Origin of the sequence: Sphingobacterium sp. B29, assembly GCF_001952815.1 — a bacterium.
GTDB classification, from domain to species: Bacteria; Bacteroidota; Bacteroidia; order Sphingobacteriales; family Sphingobacteriaceae; genus Sphingobacterium; species Sphingobacterium siyangense.
This window is the reverse complement of sequence record NZ_CP019158.1, coordinates 1,341,620-1,358,259: the sequence shown is the minus strand read 5'-3', so window position 1 is coordinate 1,358,259 and position 16,640 is coordinate 1,341,620. Positions and strand designations below refer to the sequence as shown.

16 protein-coding genes are annotated in these 16,640 nt (G+C 39.2%); 7 read left to right on the top strand and 9 right to left on the bottom strand.

Annotated features, from left to right (window positions below):
- Position 1: 1 nt before the first annotated feature.
- The 5 genes from BV902_RS05730 to glyA form a co-directional block, all read right to left on the bottom strand.
- Entirely contained in the window at positions 2-592 is a 591-nt protein-coding gene (locus BV902_RS05730) for an NADH-quinone oxidoreductase subunit A (RefSeq protein ID WP_075991126.1), read from the bottom strand.
- 333 nt (positions 593-925) lie between these two features.
- Positions 926-2,266, bottom strand: a complete 1,341-nt coding sequence (ffh, locus tag BV902_RS05725) for a signal recognition particle protein (RefSeq protein ID WP_075991125.1) — start codon at positions 2,264-2,266, stop codon at positions 926-928.
- Positions 2,267-2,399: 133 nt separating this feature from the next.
- The gene (locus BV902_RS05720) at positions 2,400-3,095 is read right to left on the bottom strand and encodes a zinc metallopeptidase (RefSeq protein ID WP_075991124.1); all 696 of its coding nucleotides are present in this window, start codon (positions 3,093-3,095) and stop codon (positions 2,400-2,402) included.
- A gap of 443 nt (positions 3,096-3,538) precedes the next feature.
- The gene (locus BV902_RS05715; protein WP_075991123.1) at positions 3,539-4,135 is read right to left on the bottom strand and encodes an RNA polymerase sigma factor; all 597 of its coding nucleotides are present in this window, start codon (positions 4,133-4,135) and stop codon (positions 3,539-3,541) included.
- 532 nt (positions 4,136-4,667) lie between these two features.
- Entirely contained in the window at positions 4,668-5,939 is a 1,272-nt protein-coding gene (glyA, locus tag BV902_RS05710; protein WP_075991122.1) for a serine hydroxymethyltransferase, read from the bottom strand.
- Between the two features lie 285 nt (positions 5,940-6,224).
- Here glyA and BV902_RS05705 point away from each other — a divergent pair, with 285 nt between their 5' ends.
- From BV902_RS05705 to BV902_RS05675, 7 genes are all read left to right on the top strand, one after another.
- Positions 6,225-6,575 carry a HesB/IscA family protein gene (locus BV902_RS05705; RefSeq protein ID WP_046674047.1) on the top strand — a complete coding sequence of 117 codons (351 nt, stop codon included), beginning with the start codon at positions 6,225-6,227 and terminating at the stop codon, positions 6,573-6,575.
- Positions 6,576-6,790: 215 nt separating this feature from the next.
- Positions 6,791-10,204, top strand: coding sequence for an isoleucine--tRNA ligase (gene ileS / locus BV902_RS05700; protein ID WP_157625896.1), 3,414 nt, complete (start codon positions 6,791-6,793; stop codon positions 10,202-10,204).
- 3 nt (positions 10,205-10,207) lie between these two features.
- Positions 10,208-10,594 carry a TraR/DksA family transcriptional regulator gene (locus BV902_RS05695; RefSeq protein WP_046674049.1) on the top strand — a complete coding sequence of 129 codons (387 nt, stop codon included), beginning with the start codon at positions 10,208-10,210 and terminating at the stop codon, positions 10,592-10,594.
- A gap of 55 nt (positions 10,595-10,649) precedes the next feature.
- Positions 10,650-11,300: a lipoprotein signal peptidase gene (locus BV902_RS05690; protein WP_075991120.1), complete on the top strand. Its 651-nt coding sequence runs from the start codon at positions 10,650-10,652 to the stop codon at positions 11,298-11,300.
- 88 nt (positions 11,301-11,388) lie between these two features.
- Entirely contained in the window at positions 11,389-12,333 is a 945-nt protein-coding gene (locus BV902_RS05685) for a M20/M25/M40 family metallo-hydrolase (protein ID WP_075991119.1), read from the top strand.
- Positions 12,334-12,434: 101 nt separating this feature from the next.
- Positions 12,435-13,349, top strand: a complete 915-nt coding sequence (locus BV902_RS05680; protein ID WP_075991118.1) for an SDR family oxidoreductase — start codon at positions 12,435-12,437, stop codon at positions 13,347-13,349.
- A gap of 14 nt (positions 13,350-13,363) precedes the next feature.
- On the top strand, positions 13,364-13,891 hold the full coding sequence (locus BV902_RS05675) for an acyl-CoA thioesterase (RefSeq protein ID WP_046674180.1): 528 nt from the start codon (positions 13,364-13,366) through the stop codon (positions 13,889-13,891).
- A gap of 110 nt (positions 13,892-14,001) precedes the next feature.
- Here BV902_RS05675 and BV902_RS05670 read toward each other — a convergent pair whose 3' ends face one another.
- From BV902_RS05670 to BV902_RS05655, 4 genes are all read right to left on the bottom strand, one after another.
- Positions 14,002-14,409, bottom strand: a complete 408-nt coding sequence (locus tag BV902_RS05670; RefSeq protein WP_075991117.1) for an EVE domain-containing protein — start codon at positions 14,407-14,409, stop codon at positions 14,002-14,004.
- 27 nt (positions 14,410-14,436) lie between these two features.
- The gene (gldC, locus tag BV902_RS05665; RefSeq protein ID WP_075991116.1) at positions 14,437-14,787 is read right to left on the bottom strand and encodes a gliding motility protein GldC; all 351 of its coding nucleotides are present in this window, start codon (positions 14,785-14,787) and stop codon (positions 14,437-14,439) included.
- Between the two features lie 104 nt (positions 14,788-14,891).
- On the bottom strand, positions 14,892-15,137 hold the full coding sequence (locus BV902_RS05660; protein WP_075991115.1) for a hypothetical protein: 246 nt from the start codon (positions 15,135-15,137) through the stop codon (positions 14,892-14,894).
- Positions 15,138-15,143: 6 nt separating this feature from the next.
- Entirely contained in the window at positions 15,144-16,514 is a 1,371-nt protein-coding gene (locus BV902_RS05655) for a DEAD/DEAH box helicase (protein WP_075994642.1), read from the bottom strand.
- Positions 16,515-16,640 lie beyond the last annotated feature (126 nt).

The following is a 16,640-nucleotide window of genomic DNA, read 5'->3' as shown; positions in this document are numbered from 1 at the left end:
CTTACTCAGGTTTTTTAAATCGAGGTTTAAAGGCTGGTTTCGGCGTCGACACCTGTTCATCTACCGTTGTTTTGTGCGCGACAGTTTCATCTACAACCAGTGCATAATCACGCACCTGATAAGTCTTGCTATTCAGGCTTGCATAGGCGCTATCCGGGATAGGTACAGGAACTTTAGGTAAGGACACATTCGGTTTAACCCATTCTAAATCGCCCTTTTTCCAGACAAAAACCAACCCTAGAATTAAAATACCAATGAACATAGCCATTTCTATCATGGTAAACCACCCCCATCTTCCATCTGCCGCAATATATTCAGACTGTCCAAATACAGTGGCCCATGGAAAAATAAAAATAAGCTCCACATCAAAAAGTAAAAATACAAGGGCGATCACATAAAACCGTGGATTAAACTGAACCCAAGAAGAACCAATGGGATCCTCTCCACATTCGTAGGTACCAGATTTGATGGGATTATTCTTTTTCGGAGAGATTAAACGTGCAAGAAAAATGGTCGCACAGACTAACAGCGCCCCTATCAGAAGAATGATAAGGATTTTGCCGTATTCCGATAATTGCGCGGGGTCATCCATAATAATTACAAATTTAACAAATATTTCGTTCACTCGGGTGAGGAACTTGAAATTACGAATTATTTCTTTAAAAACAGTTCGAATTTTACGGAATCAACCACCAGTATCCTGTCCGCAAGTAACCTAGATTCATCTTGCACGGCGCATAGGAGAAACGAAAAAATTAATCAAAAAGGCAATACAATGATCAAAACCTGCATGACTTCGCAGACACCAACAGCAATTAAAGTGGACTGAAGGTTCTTTCTGGCCAATAGGATCAGACACTTTCAGAAAAAAATAGGGCATCGTATAAAACGATGCCCTTCTTATGATGTAACTATTCTCTAAAAATTACATTTTTCCTGGCATTTTGGGCATATTACGCATCATTTTAGCTGCCATCGCTGGATTAGACATCTGCTTCATGACTTTACGCATATCACCAAATTGTTTCAATAACTTATTCACTTCATTAATATCAGTACCTGATCCTTTCGCAATACGTAAACGACGTTTTTGATCAATGACATCTGGATTTTCACGTTCAAAAGGTGTCATGGAATCGATAATCGCTTCAATGGGTTTGAAAGCATTGTCATCTACTTCAATGTCTTTCATTGCTTTACCAACACCAGGGATCATTCCCATGAGGTCTTTCATATTACCCATTTTCTTGATTTGTTGAATCTGGGATTTAAAATCGTTGAAATCGAATTTATTCTTACGGATTTTCTTTTGGAGCTCTGCAGCTTGCTTCTCGTCAAACTGTTGCTGCGCACGTTCCACTAAGGATACGACGTCACCCATACCCAAAATACGAGATGCCATACGATCAGGGTGGAATACATCCAATGCATCCATCTTTTCACCTGTACCAATAAACTTAATGGGTTTATTAACGACAGATTTAATCGATAATGCAGCACCACCACGTGTATCACCATCCAACTTAGTCAATACTACACCTGTAAAGTCCAGACGGTCGTTGAACGTTTTAGCCGTATTCACGGCATCTTGACCAGTCATTGAATCCACAACAAATAGGATTTCGTCTGGTTTTGTCGCTTCTTTAACTGCAGTAATCTCTACCATTAATGGCTCATCGATCGCCAAACGACCAGCTGTATCGATAATTACAACATTATTTCCATTACGTTTTGCTTCTTCCACACCGGCTTTGGCAATCGCAATAGGATCGTTAGATTCACGATTCACATACACGGGTACGCCCACTTGTTCCGCGAGCACTTCCAATTGATCAATCGCTGCAGGACGGTAAACGTCACCAGCCACCAACAATGGTTTTTTATTCTTTTTATCTTTAAGGTACAAGGCCAACTTACCTGAGAACGTTGTTTTACCAGCACCATTCAAACCCGCAATTAAAATGACTGTTGGATTTTTTCCAGTCTCAAGCTCTGTAACAGATCCGCCCATCAAAGCTGTCAACTCATCATTCATGATCTTCGTCAACAATTGGCCCGGGGAAATACTTGTCAGTACATTTTCGCCTAAAGCTTTTTGTTTAACATCGTCGGTAAAAGTTTTGGCAGTTTTATAATTCACATCGGCATCCAACAACGCTTTGCGAATTTCTTTCATCGTTTCTGCAACGTTGATCTCGGTAATACTACCTTGTCCTTTTAATACTTTAAAGGCCCTATCTAACTTATCTTGAAGATTTGAAAACATAAAATCTGAATCTTATTCTATATAAACAGCAAAGTTAAAAAAATTGTCTATAGTAACCTCATTAACACACCATAAAAAATGCGACTATAAAAAATAATCGCATTTTTGTAGGATAAAGTTACAATATCCGTATTTAATCACTTCTACGGCCACCGAATAAAATCGATGCATAATATAAAAGTGTTACCAATGCACTTAACGCTGCTACAACATACGTCATCGCTGCCCATTTCAAAGCATCTTTTGCACCGTCATGTTCTTCGCCATTATAGGTTACACCAGCATGGTTTAACCATTCCAGCGCGCGGTTCGATGCATCAAACTCTACAGGCAAGGTGATAAAAGAAAATAAGGTCGTAATAGCCAGCGCCCCAACTCCAACAGCTAAAAGCCACGGATTACCGCCTTTAGAAAAAGCAAACAGCATAACGCCCAACATCAATACCCATGATGTCATTTTGGAAGCCGCATTGACCATAGGTACCATTGCCGAACGGAATCCTAACCATTTATAGGCTTTGGCGTGCTGTACAGCATGACCACATTCGTGCGCCGCTACCGCTGCAGCTGCAACACTGCGGCCACTGTAAACTTCAGGGCTTAAATTAATGGTTTTATCCGACGGATTATAGTGATCTCCCAAACGATCTGGGATAGACAATACCTTTACATCATATATACCGTTATCATTTAACATTTTTTGCGCAATCTCAGCTCCAGACATCCCGTTACTCAAAGGCATTTCGGAGTATTTCTTAAATTTGTTTTTGAATCTTGTTTGGACAATTAGGCTTACCACCATTATTCCAATAAATAAAATCAAGTACATAGCTATTCAATCGTTTTATAGTTACAATATGACTATCAAACCTTATTCCAATCGTTGAAAAAAGGTATATGCATAAATTTCTAAGATAAAAAAAGTCTTTGACCTGACAAAAAGAACAGGTTCTTCTGATCTCCACATGACATAATTACCATATTATTTGAACAAATAACCCCGCTTTCAGCTTCTATCCAACGAAACACTTACACTGATTAACAAGAATTCAATACGCATACTCATCGGTCATTTCCGAAGGCGCACAGTTATTTTAAGTTCGATCAGGAGCGAATTATTGAAGTAAATGGCTTTTGACGGCATAATGCACAGAGGATTCTAGCATCGCCTTATTATAAAAGAAAAGATGGTAAAATACAAAAGAAGCGATACTACCTGTAATCACAATTAGGAATGTAAATAAAAAGGGGCGTTTTGAAATGCCCCCTTTATTATAAATAGCCCATTTGCAGGGTAAGATCGGTACCTTCAATCATCTTACGTAAATTACTCAATGCGTAGCGCATCCTCCCCAAAGCAGTATTGATGCTTACTTCGGTTATTTCCGCAATATCTTTAAAACTCATATCACAAAAGTGTCGCATAATGAGCACTTCTTTTTGATCGTCCGGAAGTTTTTGGATCATTTTCTTAAGATCAACATCAACCTGCTGTTTGAGCATTTTTGACTCTGCGCTTTCATCACTAAATTCGAGCACCTCAAAAATATCAAAGCCATCAGCATTCACAATATTTGGAGCACGTTTTGCTTTTCTAAAAAAGTCAACAATCATATTGTGTGCTATACGAATAGCCCAAGGTAAAAACTTACCCTCTTCATTATATTTACCGGATTTTAATGTGTTGATGATTTTAATGAAAGTCTCCTGGAAAATATCTTCAGCAAGATATTCATCTTTTACTTTCATATATATGGAAGTATATATTTTCGATTTATATCGATTCAACAATGCCTCTAGACCGGACTCTTGGCCACCGACATACATTTGGATCAACTCTTGATCGCTTTTACCTTTTAGAAGTCTCATACGTCACTTACTTTTTTAGCAGTTCGCAAATAAATTATCAGTTCTGTGTTAAAATGTAAATGTTTGCCGTATAACTATCCTTTCTTATTGTAAAACAATCAATTAATCTAAAACCAAATTACCGCAAAATAAATGAGTAATCAAATTATTACAATTTATTTTAAGGTTTTTTAACATTTAAAAATAAGTTATCTGCCTCACATTTCCAAACCGAGCTCTTAAGGCAATTCTCCCAATTCCTCCGAAACAAGCTAGAACCAGCAGTTGTACATGAGAAGGATGGCACGCCAATGCGGCATTATTTAATCTGAACTATATAGGGAGTTAATAGGGACCTAATAGGGGCCTCATTCGGATGAGCCCCTATTTAAACCGTATAAAATACGGTTCAGGTTATTATATAATTCCCTTGATAAGTTAAATTGGTACGGACTTATACCATGCATGTTACGCTGAAAATAGCTGTAAGAAAATAAAAAAAGCGGAAACACCGCATCGGTGATTCCGCTTTTTTTATTCCTAGGGGAATTTCTTATTTATACAATGGGAACTCAGCCATCATTGCTCTTACTTTGCCATGGATCAAATCCAGTTGAGCATCGTTAGATGCATTTTTCAATGCCTCATCGATCAACTCGCCAATTTGTATAATTTCATTCTCTTTAATACCACGTGTTGTAATTGCAGCAGTACCAAAACGTACACCTGAAGTCACAAAAGGAGAACGTGTATCAAAAGGAACCATATTTTTATTTGTTGTAATACCGGCTTTACCTAATACAGCTTCAGCTTCTTTACCAGAAATATCTTTGTTGCGAAGATCCACCAACATCAAGTGATTGTCTGTACCACCAGAGATGATCTTGTAATCTCTTTCTACAAAGAATTGTGCCAATGCAGCTGCATTTTTCTTTACCTGAACGATATATTCCATATACTCATCGGATAAAGCCTCACCGTAAGCGATCGCTTTCGCTGCGATTGTATGCTCCAAAGGACCACCTTGTGTACCTGGGAATACAGCTAAATCCAATAATTGAGTGATTGTACGGATTTCACCTTTAGGTGTTTTGATACCCCATGGATTTTCAAAATCTTTACCGACCATAATCATACCACCACGTGGACCACGAAGCGTTTTGTGTGTCGTTGTCGTAACGATATGGCAATGAGGAAGTGGATCATTCAATAAACCACGAGCGATTAAACCTGCAGGGTGAGAAATATCAGCCATTACGATAGCACCAATCTCGTCTGCAACTTTACGAATGCGCGCGTAATCCCAATCGCGAGAATAAGCCGAAGCACCACAGATGATCATCTTTGGTTTTTCACGAAGCGCTGTTTCTTCCAATTGCTCGTAGTCAATTAGACCTGTATCTTCTTTTACACCATAAAATAATGGTTGATAGATCTTACCAGATAAGTTCGCTGGTGAACCGTGTGTCAAGTGACCACCGTGAGATAAATCAAGACCTAAAATTTTGTCACCAGGTTTGATTGTCGCCAAAAAAACAGCCGCATTTGCTTGAGCACCAGAGTGAGGCTGAACATTTACCCATTCTGCGCCAAATAATTGTTTTGCACGATCAATTGCGATGGTTTCAATCTCATCCACAACTTCACAACCTCCATAGTAACGTTTTCCTGGGAGGCCTTCTGCATATTTATTTGTCAACACTGAACCAGCAGCTTCCATCACTTGTTTTGAAACAAAGTTTTCTGAAGCAATTAATTCAATACCTTCTTCTTGGCGTTTAAGCTCATCAGCTATTAAATTAAAAATGGCTTGATCTCTTTCCATTGTTTTTAAATGTTGTAAAGTAAATTTTGTAGTTTATTTTAATGCCTCAAAGATAGCATATTCCATAAAGAATATCGACAAAAAGTCCTATTTTATTAAATATTCTTAGAAAAACAGCCTTATTTATGCGAATTACCTAATTAGGTCAAGATCATTTTATGGTGCTATCGGACCGAATAAGCGTACGAAGAATTGAATGTTTCGAAAATGTCAAAAAATTCCGGTCAAGCATTTTGCCATTAAAAAAATGTATTTTTGTATTGGATTGGCTAAAACACTATTACAATGAGTACAGAACATACAGCAGTTGCTCCTGTTTCCTTAACAGAAGGGGCAATCAAGGAACTAAATAAATTAAAGGATCAACAAGAAATCTCTGATGATTTTGGTTTACGTGTCGGTGTTGAAGGCGGCGGTTGTTCCGGTATGAGTTATATCTTGGGCTTTGACCAGAAAAAGGACGGCGATAACGAATACGAAATTCAAGGAATTCGCATCTTTATGAACAAAGCACATGGCCTATATCTTGCCGGTATGGAAATCGACTTCAAATCGGGACTCGATGCAAGGGGCTTCACATTCAACAATCCCAATGCAACAAGTACCTGCGGATGCGGAAGCAGTTTTTCAGCATAACTGAATTTCAGCAAGAATGAAATAACAAAGGGACTGCCATGGGTAGTCCCTTTGTCGTAGCAGATACTACCGTCGCTTTTCGCGAGTTGATCAAGGGGGAGATTTCAAAAAGTTCAACCTCCATTTAATGATATAAGCACAACAAAGCCCTCTTTCATTTTCCATCATAAATCACTAAATTAGCGACCTTTAGAAAAGAAGCATACAACAGTCTGATGTACAAAGAATATAAGCAGTTAAATTTACCCGAGATAGGTAAAGAGATTTTGACCCGTTGGGAACAGGAAAAAATATTCGAAAAAAGTATCAATAATCGCCCTGAAAGCAAGACCTATACATTTTTTGAAGGTCCGCCTTCTGCAAATGGAATGCCTGGAATTCACCACGTGATGGCACGTACGATTAAGGATATTTTCTGTCGTTACAAGACTTTGAAAGGTTACCAAGTGAAACGAAAAGGCGGCTGGGATACCCATGGTCTGCCCATTGAACTTGCTGTCGAAAAAGCTCTTGGAATCACAAAAGAGGATATCGGCAAAAAGATTACCGTAGAACAATATAATGACGCTTGTCGCAAGGAGGTAATGAAATATACCGATGTATGGAATGACCTAACCACCAAAATGGGCTATTGGGTTGACCTTGAACATCCTTACATTACTTACAAGAATGAATACATCGAAACCTTATGGTATTTATTGAAAGAACTTTACAAAAAAGGTCTTTTGTACAAGGGTTATACGATACAACCTTACTCTCCGGCAGCAGGTACGGGATTGAGTTCGCATGAACTTAACCAGCCCGGCACCTATAAAGATGTTAAAGATACCACCATCGTTGCAGAATTTAGACTGATCAAAAGTCAGCTTCATCCAGCTATAGAAAAATTAGTTGACGACGATGCGGAGGATGTAGCATTCATTGCCTGGACGACCACGCCATGGACTTTACCGTCCAATACAGCTTTGGTTGTAGGCAAGAAAATAAATTATGTTAAGATCCGAACTTTCAATAAATATACCGGTGCTCCTGTATCTGTCGTGTTAGCGAAAGATTTGATCAGCAAACATTTTAAAGCGGAAGGAGAAAATGCGTCCTTCCAAGACTATAAATTGGGCGACAAAGTAATTCCTTGGGAGCTTGCAGCAGAATTTGTAGGTGAAGAACTTGTTGGCTTGCGCTATGAGCAATTGTTGCCTTATATCACCAACGAGGACTTACAAGAAAATGCTTTCCGCGTTATTCCAGGTGACTTTGTTACGACTGAAGACGGTACCGGTATTGTCCACGCTGCTCCTACTTATGGTGCGGATGACTTTCGTGTAGCAAAAGAACATGGTGTACCGGGCATCTTGGTGAAAGATGAAAATGGAAAAGAGGTACCTACTGTTGACCGTACTGGACGTTTTGTAAGTGAAATCACAGATTTTGCCGGAAGATTTGTCAAAGAGGAATATTACAACGCTGAGGAACGTTCAAAAGAAGACTTCAAACCCACAGACGTGTTGATCTCTATCAAACTAAAAGAGGACAACAAAGCTTTCGATGTCAAAAAATATGAGCATACCTATCCACATTGTTGGCGTACAGACAAACCTGTTCTATACTATCCATTAGATAGCTGGTTTATCCGCACGACAGCAGTGAAGGAAGATTTGGTTGCATTAAATAAAACCATCAACTGGAAACCTGAAGCAACCGGTACCGGCCGCTTTGGAAACTGGTTAGAAAACTTGGTGGACTGGAACCTTTCGCGTTCGCGTTACTGGGGAACTCCACTTCCTATCTGGCGTTCAGAAGACGAAAATGAAGAAGTTTGTATCGGCTCCTTACCTGAATTAAAATCCTTATTGGAAGCTTCTTTGACCTCAGACGTTTTGTCTGACGATGAAAAAGCGAAAAATAAAGCTTACTTGGATAAATTCGACACCGAGCAACTGGATCTTCACCGTCCATATGTTGACGATATCGTTCTTGTTTCTGATGCCGGACAAAAGTTATTCCGCGAACCTGATCTGATAGACGTATGGTTTGATTCGGGCGCAATGCCTTATGCACAATGGGGATTGGATCACGAAAAACTAGCCAAAGGCGAAGAGTTTCCTTTTAAAGCTGGATTTGATCATGCATACCCTGCAGACTTTATCGCTGAAGGAGTTGATCAAACACGGGGTTGGTTTTTCACCTTACATGCGATTTCTACAATGATGTACAAATCGGTTTCCTTCAAAAACGTGGTTTCCAATGGCTTGGTGTTGGATAAAAATGGAAATAAGATGTCCAAACGCCTAGGCAATGGTGTTGATCCATTCTCGACGATCGATCAATACAGTGCCGATGCAACACGCTGGTACATGATCAGTAATGCCGCACCATGGGACAACCTTAAATTCAATATGGAAGGATTGGATGAAGTCCGCCGTAAATTCTTTGGTACTTTATATAATACCTACGCTTTTTTTGCATTGTATGCCAATATCGATAAGTTCTCGTATTCAGAACCAGATATCGCTTTGGAAAAACGTCCTGAAATTGACCGTTGGATTATCTCCTTGTTAAATTCGTTGACCAAGGAGGTAGACGAATACTTAGCGGATTACGAGCCTACAAAGGCCGCGCGCGCTATTCAAAACTTTGTTGATGAACATCTCAGCAACTGGTATGTCCGTCTTTGCCGTCGTCGTTTCTGGAAAGGAGATTATACAGAAGATAAAATTTCGGCCTATCAAACACTTTATACATGTCTTGATACAATTGCGAAATTGATGTCGCCAATATCACCTTTCTTCTCGGATAGATTATTCCTGGATTTGAATTCAGCCACGAACAAGGAACAAGTTGAATCTGTTCACTTGGCGAATTTCCCGGTTTATAATGAAAGTCTAGTCGATAAAGATCTGGAAGAACGCATGGCTTTAGCGCAGGATATATCATCGCTGACACTTTCTTTACGGAAGAAAACTTCCATCAATGTACGTCAACCATTAAACAAAATTTTGGTTCCGGTACTGGATAGTGCTTTCCAAGAAAAGGTAGAGAAAGTAAAAGATCTGATACTTTCTGAGACCAATATCAAAGATATCGAGTTCATTACAGACACCACTGGTATTATTAAGAAAAAAATAAAACCAAATTTCAAAGCTCTTGGCGCGAAAGTTGGTAAGGATATGAAGTTAGTTTCTTCGTCTATCCAATCGTTGACTATAGATCAAATCAGCACATTGGAATCAACAGGCGAATTGGCCCTAGCAGGCACGCCATATACGATTTTACTGAGCGATGTAGAAATTATAGCAGAAGACGTTGAAGGATGGCAAGTAGCAAATCTAGGTAAATTGACCGTAGCATTAGATGTACATATCACCGAAGAATTGAAAAAAGAAGGTTTGTCAAGAGAATTGATCAACCGCCTACAAAATCTAAGGAAGGATAAAGGATTAGAAGTCACTGATAGAATTAACGTAAAGTTAACAGCTGCTTCAGAAGTGGTCAATGCTGCCAACGAAAATTTATCGTATATTTGCACCGAAATTCTGGCCGATTCACTGGTCTTTGAAGATTCACTAACTGAAGGAGAGACCATCGAGATCGATGGCAAAGAACTTAAGGCATTAATCCAAAAAAATTAAATTATGGCAAACAACAACGAGAAAACACGCTATAGCGATTCAGAATTACAAGAATTTAAAGATATTATCTTGGACAAGCTTAGAATAGCAAAAGAAGAGCTTTCCTCGTTGACCGCAACGCTTAATAACAGTAATGCTAATGGTACCGACGATACTGCTGGAACGTACAAGACATTGGAAGACGGTTCAGCTACTTTAGAAAAAGAGCAAACAAATCAATTGGCTGCTCGTCAAAAGAAATTTATCGACAACCTAGAAGCGGCGTTGGTGCGCATCGAGAACAAAACGTATGGTATCTGTAGAGAAACCGGAAAACTGATTCAAAAAGAACGTTTGAAAGCTGTTCCACATACAACGTTGAGCATCGAAGCAAAAAACAAACAATATTAATTTTAGGCATTAAATATATGGTCTTTGCTTAGGCAAGGACCATTTTTATAACACAATGAAGGGTTATACGAAACCGATCGCGCTCATCGTAGCGATACTTTTAATAGATCAATTGTCAAAAATATGGGTTAAGCTCACAATGACAATTGGACAAAGCCACCATGTATTGGGCAAATTTTTCCAAATTCATTTTATTGAAAACAATGGAATGGCCTATGGTATGGAATTTGGCGGTGATTATGGAAAATTATTTTTGACGGTATTTCGTATTTTAGCCGTAGCTGGTATTGGATACGGCCTACATTACATGATCAAAAATAAGTATAACCGTGGTTTCATCCTAAATGTTGCCCTAATTCTTGCCGGTGCCTTAGGAAATATCATCGATTCTGCTTTTTACGGCGTCATCTTTAGTGAAAGTACCTGGTATGATAAAGCGAGTTTATTCCCAGCAGGTGGTGGTTATTCTTCCTTCCTGCACGGAAAAGTGGTCGATATGCTTTATTTCCCATTAATTCAAGGCAACTTCCCTTCCTGGGTGCCCTTTTGGGGCGGTGAAGAGTTCCTCTTCTTCCGACCTGTATTCAACATTGCCGACTCGGCAATTTCTGTTGGGGTGGTTTTGATCCTGTTATTTCAAAAACGGTATTTCAAAACAGAAAAAGAAGAGAAATCCAGCATCCACAGTGAAATCGTTGAAGATTAACGAAATATCCCTAAAAGCCTTGTTAATCCCAAGGCTTTTATTTTTTGTACATATAACCCAATACAACTATCTAAACTCTACTATTAGCATGAAAAACATTAGCCTACTTCTGACATTTTGCTGCCTACTAGGAATCCAAATAGCACAGGCACAGCAGATCGAAGTTTCCAACTTAAAGAAACATATTTATTACCTCGCTGACGACAAAATGCAGGGACGGGGAACGGGCAGTAAGGAAGTATTTAAAGCTGCAGATTATATTGAAAAGGAATTCAAAAAATACAAACTTGAGCCTAAAGGTGAAAAAGGGTACCGCCAATCCTTCAAAGCCAAAGTCTGGAAAGTAAAAGTTGCAGACAGCATTCGTAATGCAGATAATATCATTGGATTTATTGACAATGGTGCAGACTTAACAGTTGTTATAGGCGCACATTACGATCACTTGGGAACAGGTCGTCAAGGAAGTTCAAAAGATTCCTTAGGGGTAGGCAAAATCCACAATGGAGCCGACGATAATGCCTCCGGTACAGCTGGTTTATTGGAGCTCGCACGTTACTTTAGCAGCAACAATGAAAAAGAACCCTACAACTTGTTGTTTATTGCCTTCGGAGCGGAAGAATTGGGATTAGTTGGTTCCAAATATTTTACGGAACACCCTACCCTACCATTGGAGAAAATCACAGCCATGCTCAATATGGATATGATCGGCCGTTATAATCCCAGCAATGGCCTTGCCGTAATCGGCTATGGAACAAGTAGTCAATGGCCAGCTATATTCAAAGATGTTCAGGCACCTATAAAATTTAATCTTAGCAAGGATGGCAACGGCGGATCTGACCAAACTTCATTCTATAAAAAGAATATACCGGTGTTGTTTTTCCATACTGGTGGACACCCAGACTATCATATGCCGACCGATGATGCCGATAAAATCGATTATAACGCTTTAAAATCCATTTTGGATCTAGAAAAAACAGTAGTTGAAAATATCATGAAACAATCCAGTAAAATGGATTTTATATGGACCAACTAAAACAAAAAAAAGCGGATTTGTGAATAAACTAAACAGCGCACTTAAGACCCTGCAAACGAGTCTTTATAAACAGGTGCTTGGATACCATTTAATTATTGTTGATGAAAAAAATTCTAGTGACAGGATCCAATGGATTCCTTGGCCAAAAAGTCGTTGATTTACTTGCTAAAAATGACCAATATGATGTTGTTGCCGTTTCAAAGGGTCCAAATCGCAACCCGAATCAAGTGAATTATGCTTTCTTTCAGGTAGACCTATCGGATCGGGAAAAATTGACAGATTTTCTATCTGCGCAAACTTTTGATGCAATTGTGCATACAGCAGCTATGACCAGTGTGGAAGCTTGTGAAGCAGATCAAGCAGCATGTCAATTGCTTAACGTCGATCTCGTAACCTATCTTGCTTCCTATTGTACTGCACATCAGACCCAACTGATCCACTTATCCACGGACTTTGTATTTGATGGCAAAAAAAATGCGCCTTATGATGAAACAGATCTCCCCAATCCACAAAGTGAATATGGAAAGAGTAAATATGCTTCCGAACAAGTGCTTGTACAATCCAACTGTAATTATGCTATCCTTCGCACGATATTAGTATATGGGATCAATGCTGACCCCAATCGTTCGAATCTAGTATTATGGGCTAAAAGTAAGTTGTCGCAAAATGAACCCATAAAAGTAGTCAATGACCAATGGAGAATGCCTACCTTTGTGGATGATTTAGCTTATGCATGCCAACTCGCGATTGACCGAAAAGCGCAGGGAATATTTCATATTTCAGGAGCAGAATTAATGTCGATCAATGAGGCTGTCTACAAAATTGCAGACTATTGGCAGCTAGACAAAGAATTGATTTCGGAGATCAGTGCTGCCAGCATTGGACAGGCGGAGAACAGGCCACGGCAGACAGGCTTTGATCTGACTAGATCTAACGCTGAATTGGGTTATGTGCCGACGTCATTTATGGATTCTTTGGCAATCATAGATAATCAATTCAAAACGTTTGGACGATAATGACAAATAATGATATGATAGAGAAATTTGCGCGAGAGTCATACACTGAGATGAACGAATTGGTATTACCCAACGACACAAATACTTTTGGGAATTTGATGGGTGGCCGTTTATTGTATTGGATGGATATCTGTTCGGCTATTGCTGCTCAAAAACACTGCAGCAATGTCGTCGTAACAGTATCAGTCGACAATGTATCTTTTAAGCGCTCCATTAAACTTGGAGAGGTCGTCACGATACAAGCTCAGGTAACGCGTGCGTTTAATAGTTCTTTGGAGGTACGCATGGAAATTTTCGCTTCTAATTTACCGGAAGGCACCCGTGTAAAAACCAACGAAGCTTATTACACCTTTGTTGCTGTTGATGCGGATAACAATCCTAAAGCTGTGCCGGTATTAATTCCGGAAACAGATATAGAACACAAAGCTTACGAAGATGCATTACAACGAAGAGAACTGCGCCTTATTCTCGCGGGGAAATTAAAGCCTGAAAATGCAAAAAAATTAAAAGCGCTAGTCAGTCTTTTTAGCCAAAAGAACTAATGCTTGATGTGCATGACTTACATACCGTGTAAATAATCAAAAAGGGAAAACGATCGTTTTCCCTTTTTTAGTTATATCCCCATACACTGGGTTGATTTATTCGCGATAGCTTACGCGTTGCCAAGCGCTAAAATCCGATCAAATTCTTCTGGCTTCAACGGCATTACAGACAAACGTCCTTGTCTGACCAAAGCGATATCCTGCAACTGCTCATCAGCCTTAATGGTTTCCAACGTAACGGATTTCTTCAGTGTCTCTACAGGCGCCAGATCCACAACCACCCAACGCTCATCATCTGTTGTCGGATCTTGATAAAATTCCTTGACGACTTTGGCCACCCCCACAACTTCTTTTCCTTCATTGCTATGGTAGAACAGGACCAGATCCCCTTCTTTCATGGCTTTGATATTATTCCTAGCTTGATAATTACGAACGCCATCCCAAAATGTACGGCCATCTTTATTAAATTGTTCCCAGCTATATTTAAATGGTTCAGATTTTACTAAGAAGTATTGCATGGTCAAATTTCTGTTAAGCGTTAAAAACTATTGTTGTGGCATTAAAACTTCCATTTTATCTGCAAAATGCGCACAGTAATCACGCAAGTCGCCAATAACTTTTTCCGCCATCGGATCACCGCCTGAAGAACGGATAAAAGAGTCGCCCAATGTTTGCAGCGTTTCATAGAAAAAACGTTTCATCTCATCGTAGGGCATATCTTTAGTCCAAAGGTCGATACGCATTGAATTTTTATAATGTGAATCCCATAGGGCTAAAAACATCGCTTTTGCAGGTAATTCATCCGCATTATTTCCATCTGTAGAAGACCACATGATATTTTCAGGCACGTTGTTTTCATCTAACTCTACCTGTAATTTTATTTCAGCTTTTTTCATTTTAATATTATTGAGCTATTTATATTGAGCTATGTTTTTTGAAACAGGAACTATATTTGCCATCGATTCACAACCTAACTCGTCTTTATTTTTAATTTTACCTCTTACCCAAAGGTTACTTTGACAATTAAACTGGTGACACAAACGACTACCAAAAATGCCAACTGTAATAACCACATTTTTTTATTTGGCTTTACAAAGACCCTAAATACAATATCAATGACGGTCAATATCAACAACAATAGGATAAATGCGCCCCAAGTAAATAAGGCCTTTTCGTCATTGGGGTTTTCCATAACAAACCAGGCAACAAGGCATGCACTAGCGATATTTAGTGGTGTAAAGCGCACAATAAATTAACGTTTTTTAAAATTGCGATTTGTTCCTCCCGATTTTCCGCCTGCAGACTTACTTTTACTTTTTGCTTTTGGTTTAAATCCGGAAGCTCGTTGTGCCTCCCGCACTTCTTTCTGTTTGATAACGTATTTTTTCTCGTGAAAAGCACCTTGGAAATCTGGATCATCTTTCCGCTTTTGATTATCAATCTCGCGCGCAATATCCTGTTTTTCATGAAAGGGTGTTTTCTCTATAAAGACATCCTCTGGTAGTGCGTAGACAGGGATACTTTGCTTGATCAATTTTTCGATTTTGCGAACATAATATTTCTCGGCATCATTACAGAACGTAATAGCATCCCCCTCATTGAAAGCTCGCCCGGTACGTCCAATACGATGCACATAATCTTCTATAACAATAGGTACTTCAAAGTTGATCACATGGCTTACATTAGAAACGTCAAGCCCTCGCGCCGCCACATCCGTTGCGACCAAAATACGAATATTCCCTTCCTTAAAGGCATTGATGGAGTTGATACGTGTATTCTGACCTTTATTGGCATGAATAACACGAACCTCATCTTTACCGTATTTACGTTCCAAAAAGTGGAAGACATTATCTGCTACCTGCTTTGTTTTACAGAAAACAATCAGTCGACTAAACGCTTCATCATCTTTCAAGAGATGTTGAAGTAAATTCAATTTTGTCTTTTGGTTGGGAACAACATATAGCGCCTGACTTACCGTCTTGGCTGGTGTAGCTTGTTCGGACACCTCAATAATGGTCGGAAACGCTAAGAAATCACCTGCAATTTTGCGAACAAGCTCACTCATTGTTGCTGAGAACAATAAGTTCTGACGTTTGCGTGGCACAATTTCAAGTACACGATGGATCTTACTAATAAAACCCATATCCATCATCTTATCGGCCTCATCCAAGACCAAAAATTTGAGTGATTTGACAACAATGTGCCCTTCGAGGTACAAGTCTAAAAATCGACCCGGAGTTGCCACGATAATATCCACTCCTTTTTCGAGTTCTTCTATCTGAGTTTTTGGTCCTAATCCACCATAAAGTACCACTGAACGCAAATCAAGGTAAGTAGAAAACAACTTAATATTTTCTTCGATCTGCATGGCCAATTCTCTCGTTGGTGTCAAAATCAACGCACGCGCATCATTTCCCTGAGCATATTTTAGCTTCATCAGCATCGGCAAAACGAATGCCGCTGTTTTTCCAGTTCCCGTCTGAGCGATTCCCATCACATCCTGCCCGGCCAATATTGGAGTAATTGCCTTTTCTTGGATCTCTGTCGGTTGTTGATACCCCGCCTCCGCTATCGCATTTAAGATCTGTTTATTGAATTTAAAATTTTCAAATGATTGCTGCATCTTGCAAAGATAAGGAAAAGAGTCCATTTGACTTTCCTTGACAACCAATACGGTACACATTTACTTTCAATTGACATAAAAATTGGTAAAAAGCATATTATAAAGTCTAATATTTTGGTTTTTAAG